At 28.6% G+C, this 16,763-nt stretch carries 19 protein-coding genes; 1 reads left to right on the plus strand and 18 read right to left on the minus strand.

Annotated elements, in window-relative coordinates:
* Positions 1-6 precede the first annotated feature (6 nt).
* The 3 genes from AAT22_RS13735 to AAT22_RS13745 form a co-directional block, all read right to left on the minus strand.
* On the minus strand, positions 7-675 hold the full coding sequence (locus AAT22_RS13735) for a hypothetical protein (protein ID WP_047001651.1): 669 nt from the start codon (positions 673-675) through the stop codon (positions 7-9).
* A gap of 238 nt (positions 676-913) precedes the next feature.
* The gene (locus AAT22_RS13740; RefSeq protein ID WP_016207971.1) at positions 914-1,129 is read right to left on the minus strand and encodes a DUF350 domain-containing protein; all 216 of its coding nucleotides are present in this window, start codon (positions 1,127-1,129) and stop codon (positions 914-916) included.
* 91 nt (positions 1,130-1,220) lie between these two features.
* Positions 1,221-1,919, minus strand: coding sequence for a helix-hairpin-helix domain-containing protein (locus AAT22_RS13745; RefSeq protein WP_047001652.1), 699 nt, complete (start codon positions 1,917-1,919; stop codon positions 1,221-1,223).
* Positions 1,920-2,077: 158 nt separating this feature from the next.
* On the opposite strand from AAT22_RS13745, the gene AAT22_RS13750 reads away from it, so the two are divergent.
* Positions 2,078-3,346 (plus strand): D-alanyl-D-alanine carboxypeptidase family protein, encoded by a 1,269-nt coding sequence (locus AAT22_RS13750; protein WP_016207973.1) that lies wholly within the window; start codon positions 2,078-2,080, stop codon positions 3,344-3,346.
* Positions 3,347-3,396: 50 nt separating this feature from the next.
* Here the strand turns inward: AAT22_RS13750 and AAT22_RS13755 are convergent, their stop codons facing one another.
* The 15 genes from AAT22_RS13755 to AAT22_RS13825 all read right to left on the minus strand — a co-directional run.
* A complete protein-coding gene (locus AAT22_RS13755; protein WP_047001653.1) occupies positions 3,397-4,299 on the minus strand; it encodes an RluA family pseudouridine synthase in 903 nt (300 codons plus the stop codon).
* A gap of 73 nt (positions 4,300-4,372) precedes the next feature.
* Complete coding sequence (locus AAT22_RS13760) at positions 4,373-5,725, minus strand: LCP family protein (protein WP_016207975.1); 1,353 nt, start codon at positions 5,723-5,725, stop codon at positions 4,373-4,375.
* Between the two features lie 56 nt (positions 5,726-5,781).
* Positions 5,782-6,348, minus strand: coding sequence for a bis(5'-nucleosyl)-tetraphosphatase (symmetrical) YqeK (yqeK, locus tag AAT22_RS13765; protein WP_016207976.1), 567 nt, complete (start codon positions 6,346-6,348; stop codon positions 5,782-5,784).
* Between the two features lie 32 nt (positions 6,349-6,380).
* Positions 6,381-6,998, minus strand: a complete 618-nt coding sequence (nadD, locus tag AAT22_RS13770; RefSeq protein WP_047001654.1) for a nicotinate-nucleotide adenylyltransferase — start codon at positions 6,996-6,998, stop codon at positions 6,381-6,383.
* Between the two features lie 9 nt (positions 6,999-7,007).
* Positions 7,008-7,304, minus strand: a complete 297-nt coding sequence (locus AAT22_RS13775) for a YhbY family RNA-binding protein (RefSeq protein WP_016207978.1) — start codon at positions 7,302-7,304, stop codon at positions 7,008-7,010.
* Positions 7,305-7,315: 11 nt separating this feature from the next.
* Positions 7,316-8,605 carry a GTPase ObgE gene (obgE, locus tag AAT22_RS13780; protein ID WP_047001655.1) on the minus strand — a complete coding sequence of 430 codons (1,290 nt, stop codon included), beginning with the start codon at positions 8,603-8,605 and terminating at the stop codon, positions 7,316-7,318.
* A gap of 390 nt (positions 8,606-8,995) precedes the next feature.
* Positions 8,996-9,295 (minus strand): 50S ribosomal protein L27, encoded by a 300-nt coding sequence (rpmA, locus tag AAT22_RS13785; RefSeq protein WP_008676729.1) that lies wholly within the window; start codon positions 9,293-9,295, stop codon positions 8,996-8,998.
* A 1-nt stretch (position 9,296) separates the two neighbouring features.
* Positions 9,297-9,671, minus strand: coding sequence for a ribosomal-processing cysteine protease Prp (locus tag AAT22_RS13790; RefSeq protein WP_047001656.1), 375 nt, complete (start codon positions 9,669-9,671; stop codon positions 9,297-9,299).
* A 5-nt stretch (positions 9,672-9,676) separates the two neighbouring features.
* The gene (rplU, locus tag AAT22_RS13795) at positions 9,677-9,988 is read right to left on the minus strand and encodes a 50S ribosomal protein L21 (protein WP_008676723.1); all 312 of its coding nucleotides are present in this window, start codon (positions 9,986-9,988) and stop codon (positions 9,677-9,679) included.
* A 131-nt stretch (positions 9,989-10,119) separates the two neighbouring features.
* Complete coding sequence (locus AAT22_RS13800) at positions 10,120-11,568, minus strand: Rne/Rng family ribonuclease (RefSeq protein ID WP_047001657.1); 1,449 nt, start codon at positions 11,566-11,568, stop codon at positions 10,120-10,122.
* A 13-nt stretch (positions 11,569-11,581) separates the two neighbouring features.
* On the minus strand, positions 11,582-12,283 hold the full coding sequence (locus AAT22_RS13805; protein ID WP_016207982.1) for a TIGR03936 family radical SAM-associated protein: 702 nt from the start codon (positions 12,281-12,283) through the stop codon (positions 11,582-11,584).
* Positions 12,267-14,120: a TIGR03960 family B12-binding radical SAM protein gene (locus tag AAT22_RS13810; RefSeq protein WP_016207983.1), complete on the minus strand. Its 1,854-nt coding sequence runs from the start codon at positions 14,118-14,120 to the stop codon at positions 12,267-12,269. Before AAT22_RS13810 ends, AAT22_RS13805 begins: the two co-directional genes overlap by 17 nt.
* Positions 14,121-14,353: 233 nt before the next feature.
* Positions 14,354-15,202: a site-2 protease family protein gene (locus AAT22_RS13815; protein WP_016207984.1), complete on the minus strand. Its 849-nt coding sequence runs from the start codon at positions 15,200-15,202 to the stop codon at positions 14,354-14,356.
* Positions 15,203-15,266: 64 nt separating this feature from the next.
* Positions 15,267-15,710, minus strand: coding sequence for a hypothetical protein (locus tag AAT22_RS13820; RefSeq protein WP_016207985.1), 444 nt, complete (start codon positions 15,708-15,710; stop codon positions 15,267-15,269).
* 245 nt (positions 15,711-15,955) lie between these two features.
* Positions 15,956-16,763 (minus strand): FtsW/RodA/SpoVE family cell cycle protein (locus AAT22_RS13825; RefSeq protein WP_047001661.1); only part of this gene is annotated, 808 nt, incomplete at its 5' end.

The raw sequence follows: 16,763 nt of genomic DNA on the forward strand, positions 1-16,763 counted from the left end.
TATGTACTACTTCTTAAAATCATATTTCTTAGAGTCTAATTTATACAATAAGAAATCATCTTTTATTGTTATAGTTTCTACTAACCCATTTAAATTTGTTTCTATAGTCCCTTCTGCATTTTTATTTATAATTATATCTTTTATTTGGCTATCTAACTCTGAATAATCTCTGTCAGGATTGTTAGTCATAGCCTCTGAAAATTCTGCTATGGAAGTTTCTTCAAAGTTAAATTTATCTTCTGTTTTTATCTGATCCACATCTAGTTTAAAGCCTATTTTTAAATTTAAGCTTCCACTAGCCATATCTTCTCCATACATTTTAAATCCATAGTACATACTTTCCATTCTATTTGGTTCTGGATTTAAATTATCTACATATATGTTATTATCATTTATTGTTTCTCCATTTGATTCTTTAACTTTTTCTTCTTTTGAATATTCTAAGTCATAAAATCTAGCCACATCTTCTATTCTTGTACTAATTTCACTGTTTAGTACAGATACTTGATCCTTTGTATAATCACTTGCCCATTCACCTTCGCCTATAAATACCTTTTCTTCAACTTTTACTGGTTCTTTAGTTTCACTCACTTCTTGCTTCTTTGAATTACCACAAGAAACTAATGATGCTGCCATTATTCCAGAAACTAATATTAGTAAAACCTTTTTTAACATATTAATCCCCCCTAGGATCTTTTTTTATTGTCTTTTGTATGTTTTCCTAAATTCATTTTATTATAACATTAAAGAAATTATTTTAAAAGTCTCTGTCACATAACTGCCACATACTAAACAGTTCACAATTCACAATTAACAATTCACAATTTATTATAGACTTTTACATAAAAATAGAGCTGATTTAAGCCAGCTCATATTTAAAGTTATCATTAAAAATACTTTATAAATTTTATATTTATTTTACTACTTGTGATACTATTATTGCTATTCCAATTAATGCTCCAGCCAAGAAAATTGCTACTGCAACATTCCCCTTTTCAAGTTCTTTATTAAAATCAGCTGGTATAATTGCATCAAATATTTTGTATCCAACTACTAAAACTAATATTCCAACTGCTCCAAATAACAAACTTAATCCTAGATTCATAATGGTGTTTAAAAATATATCCATTCCCTTCTTCCCCCTTTATCATAGATAATTATATAATTAATTTTATCACAAATATTATTTCTATAATATAGTAGCCTCTAAATTTTATATATTATACTTTAATTTGATCCTTCATCTTTTCAAAGGTTTTTTCTCCTATCCCATCTATATTTTTAATTTCTTCTATTGAGTTAAATCCTCCATTTTTTTCTCTATATTGAATTATACCTTTAGCTTTAACTTCTCCTATTCCACTTATTTTTTGAAGCTCTTCTAAAGTTGCAGTATTAATGTTTATTACTTCATCTTCATTTGCTTGTACTGAATCAGATATGTCTCCAGTTCCAAGATTGCTTCCTACATTTAGAGAATCATTTTTATTGGGTATTATTATTAGTTGATTTGCTTTTAGCTTATCCGCTCTATTAATTTTATCTATATTAGCTTCGCTAGTCAGTCCTCCTGCTTTATTTATTAAATCTCTAATAATGCTCCCTTCACTAATCTCATATACATCTGGTTTTATTACTTCCCCTTTTATTTCAACAAATATATTTTTATTAGTTGCATTAGCTACTGACTTTTCTTCATTATTTGAAGCTACTTCGGATTTGGTATTAACTTCAATACTATTTTCATTTTTATAAACATCATCTTCTTCATCTACAAAAATATCTTTCATATATTCATCCTTAAAAACCTTAGATTTATTTTTCCCATATAAAATGAAGGATGTAGTTATACATAAAAATACAATTAATAATAAAATTATATTTCTTTTAGTTACAATTTTTTCTATTCTTTTATCCATAAAACACCTCTAATTGATAAATACTCATTTTAATTATTAACTTTTTATTAAAATTTTAACTATTTTTATTCTAAATATTTATAAATTATAGAATGATGTCTTTATTTCTGTTAAAATATTTTTATCTATTGTAATAAATATATTGTGGGAGATTTAATATGGTAAATTTTATAAAGAGACTATTCCTATCCACTGTATTAGTAAGTAGTATTTTTACTGTTGCCGTAAAAGCTACTGAATTGCCTCCAGTCTTTTCTGAGGGTGCAGTATTGATGGATGGAAGAACAGGTAAGGTTATTTATTCTAAAAACGAGCATACTCAATATGAGCCTGCCTCAACAACTAAGGTTATGACTGCATTAGTAGTTCTTGAAAATACTAAATTAACAGATAAAGTCACAATTGGTGAGAAGCCAACCTTAGTTGATGGATCTGCTATTGGTATAGCTAAAGGGGAAGTTTATACCATTGAAGAACTTATGCTTGGACTTTTATTAGAATCTGGAAACGATTGTGCTGAAGCATTAGCTGAACATGTCGCTGGGTCTAATGAAGAGTTTGCAAAACTTATGAATGCTAAAGCTAAAGAATTAGGCGCTTTAGATACAAATTTCAAAAATCCTAGTGGGTTACATGAGGATGGTCATATTACTACAGCTTATGATTTAGCCCTAATAATGAAAGCTGCATATCAAAATGAAGATTATGTGAGAATTGCACAAACCGAATCTCACAAATATGTTAATCATCCCTTTTCTGATGGTAGTGAAAAATGGGCTACAAATAGAAATCAGTTATTTAACGAATATACACCTTATTACTATCAATATGCTTATGTTGGTAAAAATGGATATACTCCAGAAGCCAATCATACATATACAGCTACAGCAATGAAAGATGGACAATTCTTAGTATCTGCCTTCTTAAATGCTACTGATAAGGATAATTTTTATACAAATATAGGGCCATTATTTGATTATGGCTTTGATAATTTTGAAACTATAAAACTTATAAATAAAAATGATGTACTTGATACATATAAAATTAATGATGAGATTTCTATTCCTTTACTTGCTAAAGATGATTTATATTATACAAAATCTAAAGCTGAAAAGATTCCTTCATACACTATAGACTATTTAAAAAAGGACATTAGTAAGCAAAGTATCTCTAAGGGAGAAAATCTTTTTAAAGCTAAAATAAATGTTAATGGCGAAACAATTTCTTCAGTTGACTTAATTAGTGGTGCTGATAGAGAATATAATACTAAAATTAAGATGGAAGAAAAATTTTCTTCTTTTATTAATACCCCTAGTAGCATTGTAGTTATTGTTGCAGTATTAATTGTTTTGTTTATTCTTATTCGCTACATAATATTATCAATACGAAGAAAAAATATTAGAAAAAACCGTCCTAGTTTTAAATAAATTCTTTTTAAAAAGAGTATGCTAAAATAATTTTTTAGCATACTCTTTTTTTATTTTTCTTTTAGATATTCTATTAATTTCGCTATATCTTCTGGAATATTAGCTCTAAGCTTTAATTCTTTTTTAGTTCTTGGGGATTTAAAGTCTAAACCATATGCATGGAGTGCTTGCCTACTTATAATTTCTCCGTCTTCTTCATTCCCATATAGTGTATCTCCCCAAATTGGATGACCTAATGAACTTAAATGAACCCTTATTTGATGAGTTCTTCCTGTTTCTAATAAACATTCAACTAAATCCGAATCCTTAAATCTTTCTATGACTTTATAATGAGTTATACTTCTTTGCCCTCTTTCATCAATAACTCTTCTTATAGTCCCTTCTTCTTCTGGTCTATATATTGGCAAATCTATAGTTCCTTCTTCTTTAGCCATATGTCCATGAACTACTGTAAGGTATCTTTTTTCAATATTATTTAAAGTCATTTCTTTAGATAACTCCATATGTGCATATTGATTTTTAGCTACTATAATAAGCCCAGAGGTATCCATATCTAGTCTACTTACTAATCTAACTATACATTTTTGGTTACTTTCCTTAAAATAGTACATCAAAGCATTAGCTAAAGTACCACTTTGATATCTTTTAGTTGGATGGACTACCATATTGGGACTTTTGTTAACTACTATTATATCTTCATCTTCATATATAATATCTATTGGTATATTTTCAGGGTCTATATTTTGTGTTTCTTCTTTAACTAAATCAATTAATACTTTTTCATTACTTTTTAGTATATAGTTCATTTTTACAGATTTATTATCTACGAAAATTCTTTTATCTATTGATGCACTTCTAATTAGCCTAGAAGATAATCCTAGTTCCTCTTTTAAAAATTCTCTGATTTTTCTTCCTTCAAATTCTTTTGAAACAATTTTTTTTATAGTACTCATTTTTCCTCCTATTGAAAAGGAGCTGTCGCACAATTCTACCTTTTACATAAATAGCTTTCTGCGACAGCCCTGTTTAGTTTCCAAATAAGTTATAGTCTTTACCTAAAACTATTACAGCATCATATTCTTTATACTCAGACTTACTTATCTTTCCAGACTTTTCAATGCCAATATCATTTTTTAGTAAATCTTTTAAATCCTTATTATCGGTTTCTATTACACTTTTTTCTATATTGTCAGTATTTCCAACTTCTATATTTGTATATCCAAGTGAAAGTAATGTATCCCTTGCACTGGATGCTAACCCATCTATCTTTGTTCCATTTAATACTAACACCTTTAACTCTTCTCTATTCACTGATGTTATAATTGGGGCTGATGAAGTACTTTCTGCATTTAATGCATTTATTAATTCTCTATTAGTTTCTTTATCAGCAATTAAAAAAGATTCTCCATAAATATATTCTGGTTCTCCTTGAAGAGTTGTCATAATAATATCTGCTGGCTTTAATCTCATAATCTTCATACCTAAAGATATCAAATTCTTAGCTGGGATATTAGTATCTACATTTTGACTTATGGCTTCTAATATTTTGGGAGCCTTAAAAACTATACTTGGACTTAAAGCTTTATTAATAACTTTACTAATGAATTGATGTTGGTTATTGATTCTACCTAAATCACCTTCATCTCCTCCACTACCATCATTATTTTTTCTCCATCTAAAGAACTCTTCTGCTTTTTTTCCATCTAATAAAACAGTTTCGCCAGCTTTAAAGTTTATATGAAGGTTTTGCCCATCATCATCATAAAACATATCTTGCTCTATTTTCATTTCTATTCCGCCTAAAGCATCTACTATGCTTCTAAATGCTGTATAATCTACTTCTACTATATAATTTAAATTTATATCTAACAAGTCTTCTACGTGTGTCTTTATTTCTTCTTCTCCGCCTAAAACATATGCAGTATTTATCTTCCAATACCTTCTATATTCTCCGCTATCTAAATAAGCATCAATTTCTACAAGAGTATCTCTTGGTATGGAAACTACATGAACCTTTTTGGTATTAGGATTATAATTTAAAACCATTATAGTATCGCTTCTTCTACCAGATTTATTTCCTTGATTATCTACATCCCCTATATCCATACCTAAAACTAAAATATTTATAGGATCTTGTGATGATATTGGTGCTACACCTGTTCCTAATGTATTGGTTTTTAGCCCTGATAAAAAATTATATATATATAAGGCAGTTCCAAGTATAGCAACTAACAAAACTGTTAATATAGATATAGCGATTCTTCTTCTTTGCCTTTTCTTTTTTCTTTTTCTAGCTTCTATTTTCCTTCTTTTTATCTGTTCTTCTCTAGAAGGCCTTTTTCTTTCTACGCTTTCAAGATCTTCTCTCCTATTACCCATCCTTTAATTCCTCTCTGATTTTTTTCATAGTTTAAATAGTTTAATCTATTTTAGTACTATTTGTTAAGTACTAAATAATTTCTTGCCTTTATACTATTTATATCAATAGGAAAACCCTTATCTAATAAATATTTAATAGTATGAGTTAATCCTTGAAGAATTCCCTTATCTAAATCATTAAAACTTTCTTTTCTAATTAAATCTACCCCTGGAAAACTTCTACCTGGTTCTATCATGTCAGCTATATAAATTACTTTTTCTAGCTTACTCATGTTTTCTCTTCCTGTAGTGTGCCATCTCATTGCACTTAATATTTCTTCATCTTCTATTTTAAATATCTTTTTCCCCACTATAGGGCCAACAATGCTATGCCATAATTCTGGAGTTTTTTCTTCATCATATGATAATTTTATGTTATTTTCATCTATAATGGACTTTAAATCATATATAGTCATATTCTTAGCTATATCATGAGCTAATGCTGCTATTTCAGCTTTATTTTTATCTACCTTATATATCTGCGCTAATCTTATTGCAGTTTCAACCACACTTAAAGTATGATTATATCTACTTTCTGTTAAATGCTCTTTAAGGTAGCTTTTCATTTCTTCTTTACTAAGCATATATCTTCTCCTTAAATATCATTGTACTTTCATCACTCTTTAATATTTTCACAATAATTATAAATATTATTTTTTTTAATAAAATCTAAAACCTCTTTTGAAATGAAGAAGTCAATTCTCTTTCCTTCCTTGATTCTATCTCTTATCATAGATGATGAAATTTCTAAGTCCATTATATCTAAAAAGTTAATACTTGTGTTATATTTTTTCTCAATTTCATTCTTTTGTAATTTTAATTGCTCTTTATCATATCCTGGTCTGTTAAATACAACTAAATTAGAAATTTTAAATATTCTATCTGGATTTTTCCATTTTTCTATATTTATAAGACAATCTGCACCAGTAATGAAATATAATTCATTATCTTTCGTTTGTAGATATTCTAAGGTTTCATAAGTATAACTAAAATCCTTCTTTTCTATTTCATAATTGCTTATTTCAAAATCCTCATATTTTTTTATAGCTTCCTCAACCATTTTATACCTTAAGGAAGCCTCTAAAATCCTCTCATTCTTCTTATGAGGCGGGCTTCCTGCTGGCATAAAAATCACTTTATCTAAATTCAATTGACATTTAGCTTCATATGCTATATAAAGATGTGCTAAATGAATAGGATTAAAAGTTCCTCCTATTATGCCAATCTTTTTCATAAAACTTCTCTATTTATTAGGTATTTCTATCTTAGGTTTTTTTGAGGATTTTTTATATAAAACTATTTTACTTCCTATAGCTTGAATTCCTTCGCATCCAATTTTTTCACATATGTAATTTGATGCTTCTCTAGCTCCTAAACCACTATTTTCAAGTACCTTTATTTTAATAAGTTCTCTTGCTTCTAAAGCTTCAGTTAATTGTGTTAAAAAAGCTTCCTCTACTCCATTTTTACCAACTTGGAATATTGGATCTAAGTTATTTGCAAGCCCTCTTAAATAAGCTCTTTGCTTTCCTGTTATCATTATTTATCCTCCTATAAAATATACTCAAATTCAAAATCGTTAAGTCTTACCATATCTCCATCTTCTATTCCCATTTCTCTTAATTTATCAAAAACACCTTTGTTTCTTAGTACCTTATGGAAATATCTTAATGAATCAGCATCATGGATATTTACTGAATTTAATAATCTATCTACAAATGAACCGTAAACTACATATACCTTGTTATCTTCTTCTCCATCTTCGATAGATACATCATATGTAAATCTCTTTTCTTCTTGTATAAATCTTTCTTCGTCACTTATTTCTAAATCTTTAATCGGAATTTCAGAAAGCATTCTACCTGCTTCTTTAATTATTTCTTCAACTCCTGATTTTGTTGCTGCTGACATTTTATATACTTTATCAAAACCTAATTCATTTACTTTTTTCTTAAAGTCTTCAAAAACTTCTTCATCATAAAGCATATCTGTTTTGTTTGCTACAACTATTTGAGGTCTATCCCAAAGCTTAACTGAATATTTCTTAAGTTCTTCATTTATCTTAACAAAATCTTCAAAAGCATCTCTACCTTCTATTCCAGATATATCTACTACATGTATTAATAATCTAGTTCTTTCAATATGTCTTAAGAAATCTAATCCTAAACCTACTCCTTCAGCTGCACCTTCAATTATTCCTGGTATATCAGCCATTACAAAAGCATTCATTCCTTCAGCTTTTACTACTCCAAGGTTTGGTTTTAATGTTGTAAAATGATAGTTCGCTATCTTTGGTTTCGCTGCAGTTACTGTTGATAGGAAAGTTGATTTTCCTACATTAGGGAATCCTACTAATCCTACATCTGCAAGTAATTTAAGCTCTAAAGTAATCCATCTATCTTCACCTGGCATACCCGGCTCTGCAAAGTGTGGAGCTTGCCTTGTTGGTGTACAGAATTTACAATTTCCCTTTCCACCCTTTCCTCCTCTTGCAATAACAAAAGTATCATCTTTATGTGAAAGGTCTGCTATAATCTTATTAGTTTCAAAGTCTCTAATTATTGTTCCCATTGGTACCTTAACATGAAGATCATCTCCATCTTTACCATAACATTTTGAGCCTTCACCTTTACCACCAACTTCAGCTACAAATTTCTTTTTATATTTGAAGTCTAAAAGTGTAGTTAAACCTGGATCTACTTCAAATATTACACTTCCACCTTTTCCACCATCTCCTCCATCTGGACCTCCAAGCGGAACATATTTTTCTCTTCTAAATGAGACACATCCGTTTCCACCATCTCCAGATTTAACGAATATTTTGGCCTTATCTATAAACATAAAATCACCTATCTTTCTAAATTTATTATTAATAATATAAACACGTACTTACTTTATATTATTTCATTATTCTTAATGTTTATTATATCATACTAAAATAAATTTCTAACTTATTAGGCATCTGAAAATAAATAATACGTCAAAGATGAGAAGTATATTTTGAGTTAGACAAGGAAACAGATCCGCAGATAGTAGCACTATCTAAGGGTTCTGTTGACGCAGTATAACACAAAATAGACGAGCATTCTGACTTATTTATTTTTTGAAGATGCCTTAATTAATGGGCAATTGACAGTGTACAATGGGCAAATATTATTCATTGTCAATTGCCCATTTTTATTCTTACAAAATAAAGCACCCTAAAACAGGGTGCTTTTTAGAAAAATAATATTATTCTGCTATTTCTTCAACATTTACTGGGTAAATGCTAACTTTCTTTTTATCTCTACCCATTCTTTCAAATCTAACGATTCCGTCTTCTTTAGCAAATAGAGTGTCATCTCCACCCTTACCAACATTAGTTCCAGGATGAATCTTTGTTCCTCTTTGTCTAACTAAAATGTTACCAGCTAAAACGAACTCCCCGTCAGCAGCTTTAACTCCTAATCTTTTTGATTCAGAATCTCTACCGTTCTTTGAGCTACCTACCCCTTTTTTGTGGGCAAATAATTGAAGGTTCATTATTAACATACTATTGCACCTCCTCTTTCAACAATCTTATATATTCACTGTCTTTTTCATTTCCAAAACTTAATTTAAGAGATTGTATCAAGCTTTCTATACTTTTTTCAAAAGTTAAAAGTAATACTTGGCACTTCTCTATATCCTCTTTATTAAGATTAGATAAGTTTATATGTAAAAAACCATCTTCTATATCATACTTAACTTTTAGCTTTAATACTTCCTCAATACCTATTACAGCACTTTGAGATAATACTGAAACCGAATTGCAAATCATATCATAAGCATCTCCGATTTTCTCTATTTCAGCTCTTGATAAGGCATGACCTTTTATCTTAAATCCAAGGCATAAATTATCTTTTTTAAAAATCTTTACTTTAATCATAATAATTAAGCTTCGATTTTTTCGATTACTAACTTAGTGTATGGTTGTCTGTGTCCAGTTTTCTTTCTGTAGTCCTTCTTTGGCTTATACTTGAATACTGTAACTTTCTTAGCTTTGCCTTGAGCAACAACTTTAGCAACAACCTTAGCACCTTCTACAACTGGTGTACCAACTTTTAAAGCATCACCATTTGAAACTGCTAATACTTCTGTTAATTCAACTGTTGAGTCAACTTCAGCGTTAAGTTTTTCAACGAATATTACGTCTCCTTCTTGAACTCTGTATTGTTTTCCTCCTGTAGATAATACTGCGTACATTAAAAACACCTCCTCTTATTACGGTCTCGCCAACCGAGGTACAAAGATTTAACTTTGTTTAAATAAAAGCCTCTTATGTGCGGTTTAACATTTGCTATTGTATCATATTATTATGTAGCTTGTAAAGAAGTTTATTCATATTTTTCATAGGCATTTACCTTTAAATTTTTTATATTTTCTTTTTGACTATTAAATATTAAAGGTTCTATTTTATAGCCCTCAATTCCATCTATAAAATTCAAGTAAATTTCTTTATTTATTGAGTTTATATTAGTTAAAAATGAGAAAATATCTTCTCTTACCATTTCCTCATAATTTCTATCTAATTCTATATAAAATGAATTAATTGAACTTTCTTCTTCGCATTTAACTATTTCATTTCTTATTAGCTTTTCTATATATGATAACTTAAGAACGTAACCCTCATTGTTACATCTTTTACATTCTTCTTCTAGATATTCATATATTGATTTTCCTCTTCTCTTCCTTGCTATTTGAACAAGATCTAATTCTGTAAATGGAAATATTTTTATATTACCCTTATCTTGTTTTAGAGAATCCTTTAAAGCATCCATAACTAATGATTTTTGTGAAAAGTCTCTCATATCAATAAAATCTATAATTATTATACCTGCAAGATTTCTTAGTCTAATTTGTCTTCCTATTTCTCTTGCAGCTTCTATGTTAGTTTCTAAAATTGTTTTATTAAAGCTTCTTCCTTTAATGTTCTTTGAGGAATTAACATCTATAACATACATAGCTTCTGTTTTATCTATTATTATATTTCCCCCACAATTCAATGCTACTTTTTTGTGTCTTAATTTTAAAATTTCCTTTTCTATACCATAATGCTCAAATAAGCTTCTGCTACCATCAAATTTTTCTACAGTTACTTGACTATTTTTTTCTATTAATGATTTGACTTCATTTAAGTCCTCTTCGTGATTTAAGATTATCTTGCATTGGCTCCCTATATTTTCTCTTATAACTTTATTTAGAATAATATTTTCTCCATAAACCTTTCCTAACTTTAAACTATATCTTAATTTTCTTATAATAGTTTCTAATTCAGATAAGAGATTTATCTTTTCCTCTAGTAAGTCCTCGCTACTTGCATGAACTGCTTCTGTTCTTATAGTTATACCATAACCATCTATATCATTAATTATTTTTAATATTCTTTCTTTTTCTTCTGTACTATTAATTCTCTTAGAAAAATTAATTCCTCTTTCACCACAAGTTAAAACCATAAATCGCCCTGGTAAACTTATATTTCTGCTTACTTTAGCACCTTTGTTATTTATTGGTTCTTTAACTACTTCAACTAATATATCATCGCCTTTTTTAATTCCTTCACTTTTAATTTCATTGCTAAAATACATGTATGCTTCTTTTTCTAGTCCTATATCTATAAAAATTGAATTTATTGCAGGAATTATATTTTTTACTCTTCCTTTATAAATTTCTCCCATTTTAGGTCCTGAAGAGTGCTGTTCTACAAAGCACTCACTTAATACATTATTATCCTTTATAGCAATTCTTAAAAGTGGTTCATCTCTTTCAATGAAAATTTCTCTCATAAGATACACTTCCCTAAATACATTTATATATTGGTATATATTTATCGTCTTTTAATACATACATTTCTTCTCTCTTCATATCTATAAATGAATCTTCAACTATTTCACAAATATTACTCTTTATATACTCTGCTAATAAATCTGGCGATAGATGTTCTCTACTTCCTGATGATATTAGTACGTTTAAAACTAGCTCATCATCATTTATCCAATATTTCATTTCTTTTATCATAGTCTTTAAATTTACTTCTTTTTCACCTTTTTTACTTTTCTTTATAGTAGTCCATTCTGTCTTACTAATAAGTTCTTCCATTTTATTTTCTACTATCTTTGAATCTGTACAAATCATCTTTATAGTAAATCTAGCTGCATCTACTAAAGCCATAGTTTGAGGTAATTTCTTTTCTCCCTCTTTAGTTATAACTTTTCTTGCATTTAAAAATTTAATTCCAGATGCAGTTTTAGAATTTAATTTATCTATTATTTCTTGCTCTTCTAATTCTTCAACTAAAACTATATCCATATATTCAGAGTCAGAATAAACTCCAACCGATAAAGGTTGTGCTATGGATAATGCCATATGTGGATTAAACCCCTTTGAGTATTCCATTGGAAGATTTGCTCTTCTTATAACTCTTTGAATTGTTCTCATTAAATCCAAATGAGATATAAATTTAATACTAGATTCTTTAGTGAATTTAATTACATAACGCACCTTCAAAACACTTCCCTTCTTTAAAGTTCACATTTACTCCACATCCTGTACAACCTTTTCTACAGTTTTGAGTAAGTTCTGCCTTTTTTGCTTTTTCATTTTCAATTTCTAAGTATTTTCTATTTACTCCAATATCTATAAAGTCCCATGGAAGTATTTCATCATAATTTCTATCTCTATATACATAGAAATCTTCATCTATATTACATTCCTTCATTGCTTCCATCCATACATCAAAGTTAAAGTACTCTGACCATCCATCAAATTTAGCTCCCTTTTCAAAAGCCTTAATTAAAAGTTCACAAGTTCTTCTATCACCTCTTGCAAAAACAGCTTCCATAAATGAAGTTTTTTGCTCATGATAGTTATAGTTTATCGCTCTTGATTTTATTGCACCTTTTACTGCATCAATCTTATTCCAAATTTCGTCCGGTCTAGCCATTGGAGCCCATTGAAATGGAGTAAATGGCTTTGGTACTAGTATTGATGTACTTACTGTAATTTTTAATCCTTTTGCTCTCTTTTCTTTAGGAATACCATAATAAACATTTGCCATTTTCTCTGCAAGCTCACCTATACCAGCAGCATCTTCTATCTCTTCATAAGGAAGACCTATCATAAAGTATAATTTAATAGTGCTCCATCCTGATTCGAAAGCATTTTTAGTAGCTTCTAATATTCTTTCTTCTGTAAGCCCTTTATTTATAATATCTCTCATTCTTTGGGAACCAGCTTCTGGTGCAAAAGTTAATCCTGTCTTTCTAACCTTTTGTATTTCCTTTATTAAATCAACTGAAAAAGCATCTACTCTTATAGATGGTAGTGCTACCCCTACATTTTTATTACTATGTTCTAAAATCAAGTTGCTTACAAGATTTTGTATATCTGAATAATCACAAATACTTAATGATGCTAAAGATACTTCTTGATATCCTGTTGCATCTATCATTTTTCTTGCTTGATCTAATAATGTATTAGTAGTCTTTTCTCTAACAGGTCTATAAATCATTCCAGCTTGACAAAATCTACATCCATTTGTACATCCTCTTGAAGTTTCTAAAACAACTCTATCATGTACAATTTCTGAATATGGAACTATCATGTCTAATGGAAAATCTACCTTATCAAAATTATTAACTATTCTTTTCTTAACTTTAGCTGGAACATCATCAAATTTAGGTTTAAATTCTTTTATTGTTTTATCGTCTTTATATGTAACTTCATATAAAGAAGGAACATATACTCCTTCTATCTTTGATATTTCTCTTAAAAATTCCTGTTTCTTTCCCTTACCTTTATACTTCTTATAAATATCAAGAACTTCATTCATTATTTCTTCGCCTTCACCAATCTCAAAGAAATCTACTATATCATATAATGGTTCTGGATTATATGCACAAGGCCCACCAGCCATAACTATTGGTTCATCTTCTCCTCTTTTTGAAGCTCTTATTGTAATATTAGCCATATCTAACATATTCAATATGTTTGTATAACTCATTTCATACTGAAGAGTAAATCCTAATATATCAAACTCTGAAATAGGATCTTTAGTTTCTAGAGTCATTAAGGGAATTTCATTTTTTCTAAGCTCAGCTTCCATATCTGGCCATGGTGCAAATACTCTTTCACAATATGTATCTTTTCTTTCATTTATTGTATGATAAAGTATTCTTGTTCCTAAGTGAGACATTCCTACCTCATATACATCTGGAAAACAAAATGCAAATCTTATGTCAACATCTTCTGGATTCTTAATTACTTGGTTTAACTCTCCACCAACATATCTCGATGGTTTTTCAACCTTATGTAAAATATGATCTGTAATTTTTCTCATAATATTTCCTCCTAAAGTGAGAATTCAAAATGGCTGTCGTAAGACAGCCATAAAAAATTAACAATTTTATTTTAAAACTCTCATATAAGTTTTTTTCCTTAATTTTTTCATTCTTTCATTCTTTGATTTTCTATAGCCAGTATCTTTTCTATTCTAGCATATATGCCTCTAAAAAGTAAATCCATTCCTCATCATATAATAATTAATAAATAAATCCTATCCTAATATATAATTTATTTTCGATTTATATACTCCTCCAAAGTCATATTCCCATAAACCTTTAATGCATCAATTAATTCATCTTCATTTAATATATAGATAAGTTTCATATCATCGTCTAAAATATAAAATGTATTAAACTTATTTCTATCAACTAAAGCTAATACATTAACAAGCCCCTGCTTGTAATACACTGATATAGTTTTATTTTCTATATATTTATTCTTTAAAAGATTATTTCTTTTCTTAACTATGTTTCCCATAGTTATATACATTGTAGTGTGCTCTTCTATTCTAGTAATATATATTATGATTATCGCACCTATAATCATACTGATATTTAGACTATGTAGAAATATATAAATAAGAGTTGCTATTACCATAAATAAGATTGCTATAAAATAGCTAATTATACTAATTACTTTTTGAGCCTTTTTAAATAACATTTTCTTTGAAAGAAGAATTTCAAATACTCTTGAACCATCCAATGGGTATGCAGGTAGTAAATTGAATATTGCCAAACCTATGTTTAAATTCATACTCGTTTCTATAAAATTAGTATTATATCTAATATTAATAGTATAGAAAGTAATTGCAAGAAAAATATTTAGTAGTGCTCCTGATAAATAAACTAATATCTTTTGACTACTCTTTAAACTATCTATATCTAAAAGATCTGCCCTCATTCCAAATACATGAAGCTCGATATTATAAAATTTGCAACCAAACTTTAATGCCACTAGTATGTGTACTAGTTCATGTAAGAATACCCATAAAAGAGCAAATATAAACATGCTATTATAACTGCAAACTAATATTATTAATATTATTTCTGCAAGTATTTTTTTTGCCTCTCTCTTCATTTATATCTCCCTAAAAATTGCTACCTTCTCTATAAATCACCTTCTATTTTTAATATCCTTTAATTTATAATTCCAATTCTTTAATTTCGCCCATTACATCAGTATATTTTTCTTCTATAATATTAAATACACTTTTATAATCAATTCCCATCTTTTCCATACCAACTAGTAAAGTATCATATTTGAAATTACTAGTAACTGCACCCTTACATATTTTATAAATCTTATTTGCTTCAGTATTCGGTACAGTTTTTAATGTGAAAACTGCCAAAAACAATATAAAAGTGCATATTAATCTAAGAATGAACTTATCTATATATCCCATATTCTTTTTTGCTGTATTCATACCATAACTTCCTCTTCGATAAGTAAAATCCTGTACATTTCTAGCACTTGGATATATATCTTCTCTTGCGCTGTTAATCTTATTATTTACTGGTGTTTTTCCTTTTACTTTTCTTCTTATTTTATCATAATAATCTTTATACTCCTCTCTATATCTTTCCATTAACTCACTCCTAACTCTTAATATTGTATTTATATTTTAAATACTAAAAATTTATGCTATTTATAATACAATTTCAAATCATTAAATTGTTATATTTAGCAAAAAGTTAACATATGCCAATTTACTTATGACCTCATTTCACTCTAAGTTAATGAAACCTAACATATGTCCCCACTTGAGAACTTAAGAAAGGAAATAATAAAAGAGTTATAAAAGGTTTAATTCCTTCTATAACTCTATCACTTCTAAAAATATATTTTCTTTCTTCTCATTCCAACATTTAAAACCAAACCTATTGACATTACAGTAGTAAGCAATGATGTTCCACCATAACTAAGTAAAGGTAACGTTATACCTGTTATTGGCATAAGTCCTATTGTCATTCCGATATTTTGCATAAGAGCAAATAGAAAATATGCTACAAGCCCAACACAAATTATTGAACCAAAAGTATCTTTAGCGGTTCTTCCTATTGCTATCATTCTCGAAATTAACATTCCATAAAGCAATAATAAAAATGCTGCTCCTACTAGTCCCCATTGTTCTCCTATGCTTGCAAAAATAAAGTCAGTTTGAACTTCTGGTACATATTGTGCTGCATAACCTACTGAATTTTCTTTAGTTACTGAGCCTTTTAACCCTAAAGTTCCACCATTCCCTATACTTATAAGAGATTGCCTTAGCTGATAACCGGATTGTGATGTATCTGATTCAGGATCTAAAAATGAAGTTACTCTTTTCATTTGATAACTTTGTATTAGCCCTAAATTCCAAGCTAATACAACAACTAATATTAATGATAAAATTCCGCCACCAATAATTCTTAAATCTAATCCCGCTATGAAAAATATACCCACGACTATAAAAAATAAAACCATGGTCATTCCCATATCTGGTTGTATTACTATAAATACTGCTGGAACTATAGCGTAAAAAGCCATCTTTAAGAAGTTTTTCAACTCATTTATTGTTCCATCCATCTCTTCTAGTGTTTTACCAAGCATCATTATAGTTGCCATCTTTGCTAATTCCGATGGTTGAAAAGATAATGGT

The sequence above is a fragment of the Clostridium sp. C8 genome (assembly GCF_001010885.1).
Taxonomy (GTDB): Bacteria; Bacillota; Clostridia; order Clostridiales; family Clostridiaceae; genus Clostridium; species Clostridium sartagoforme.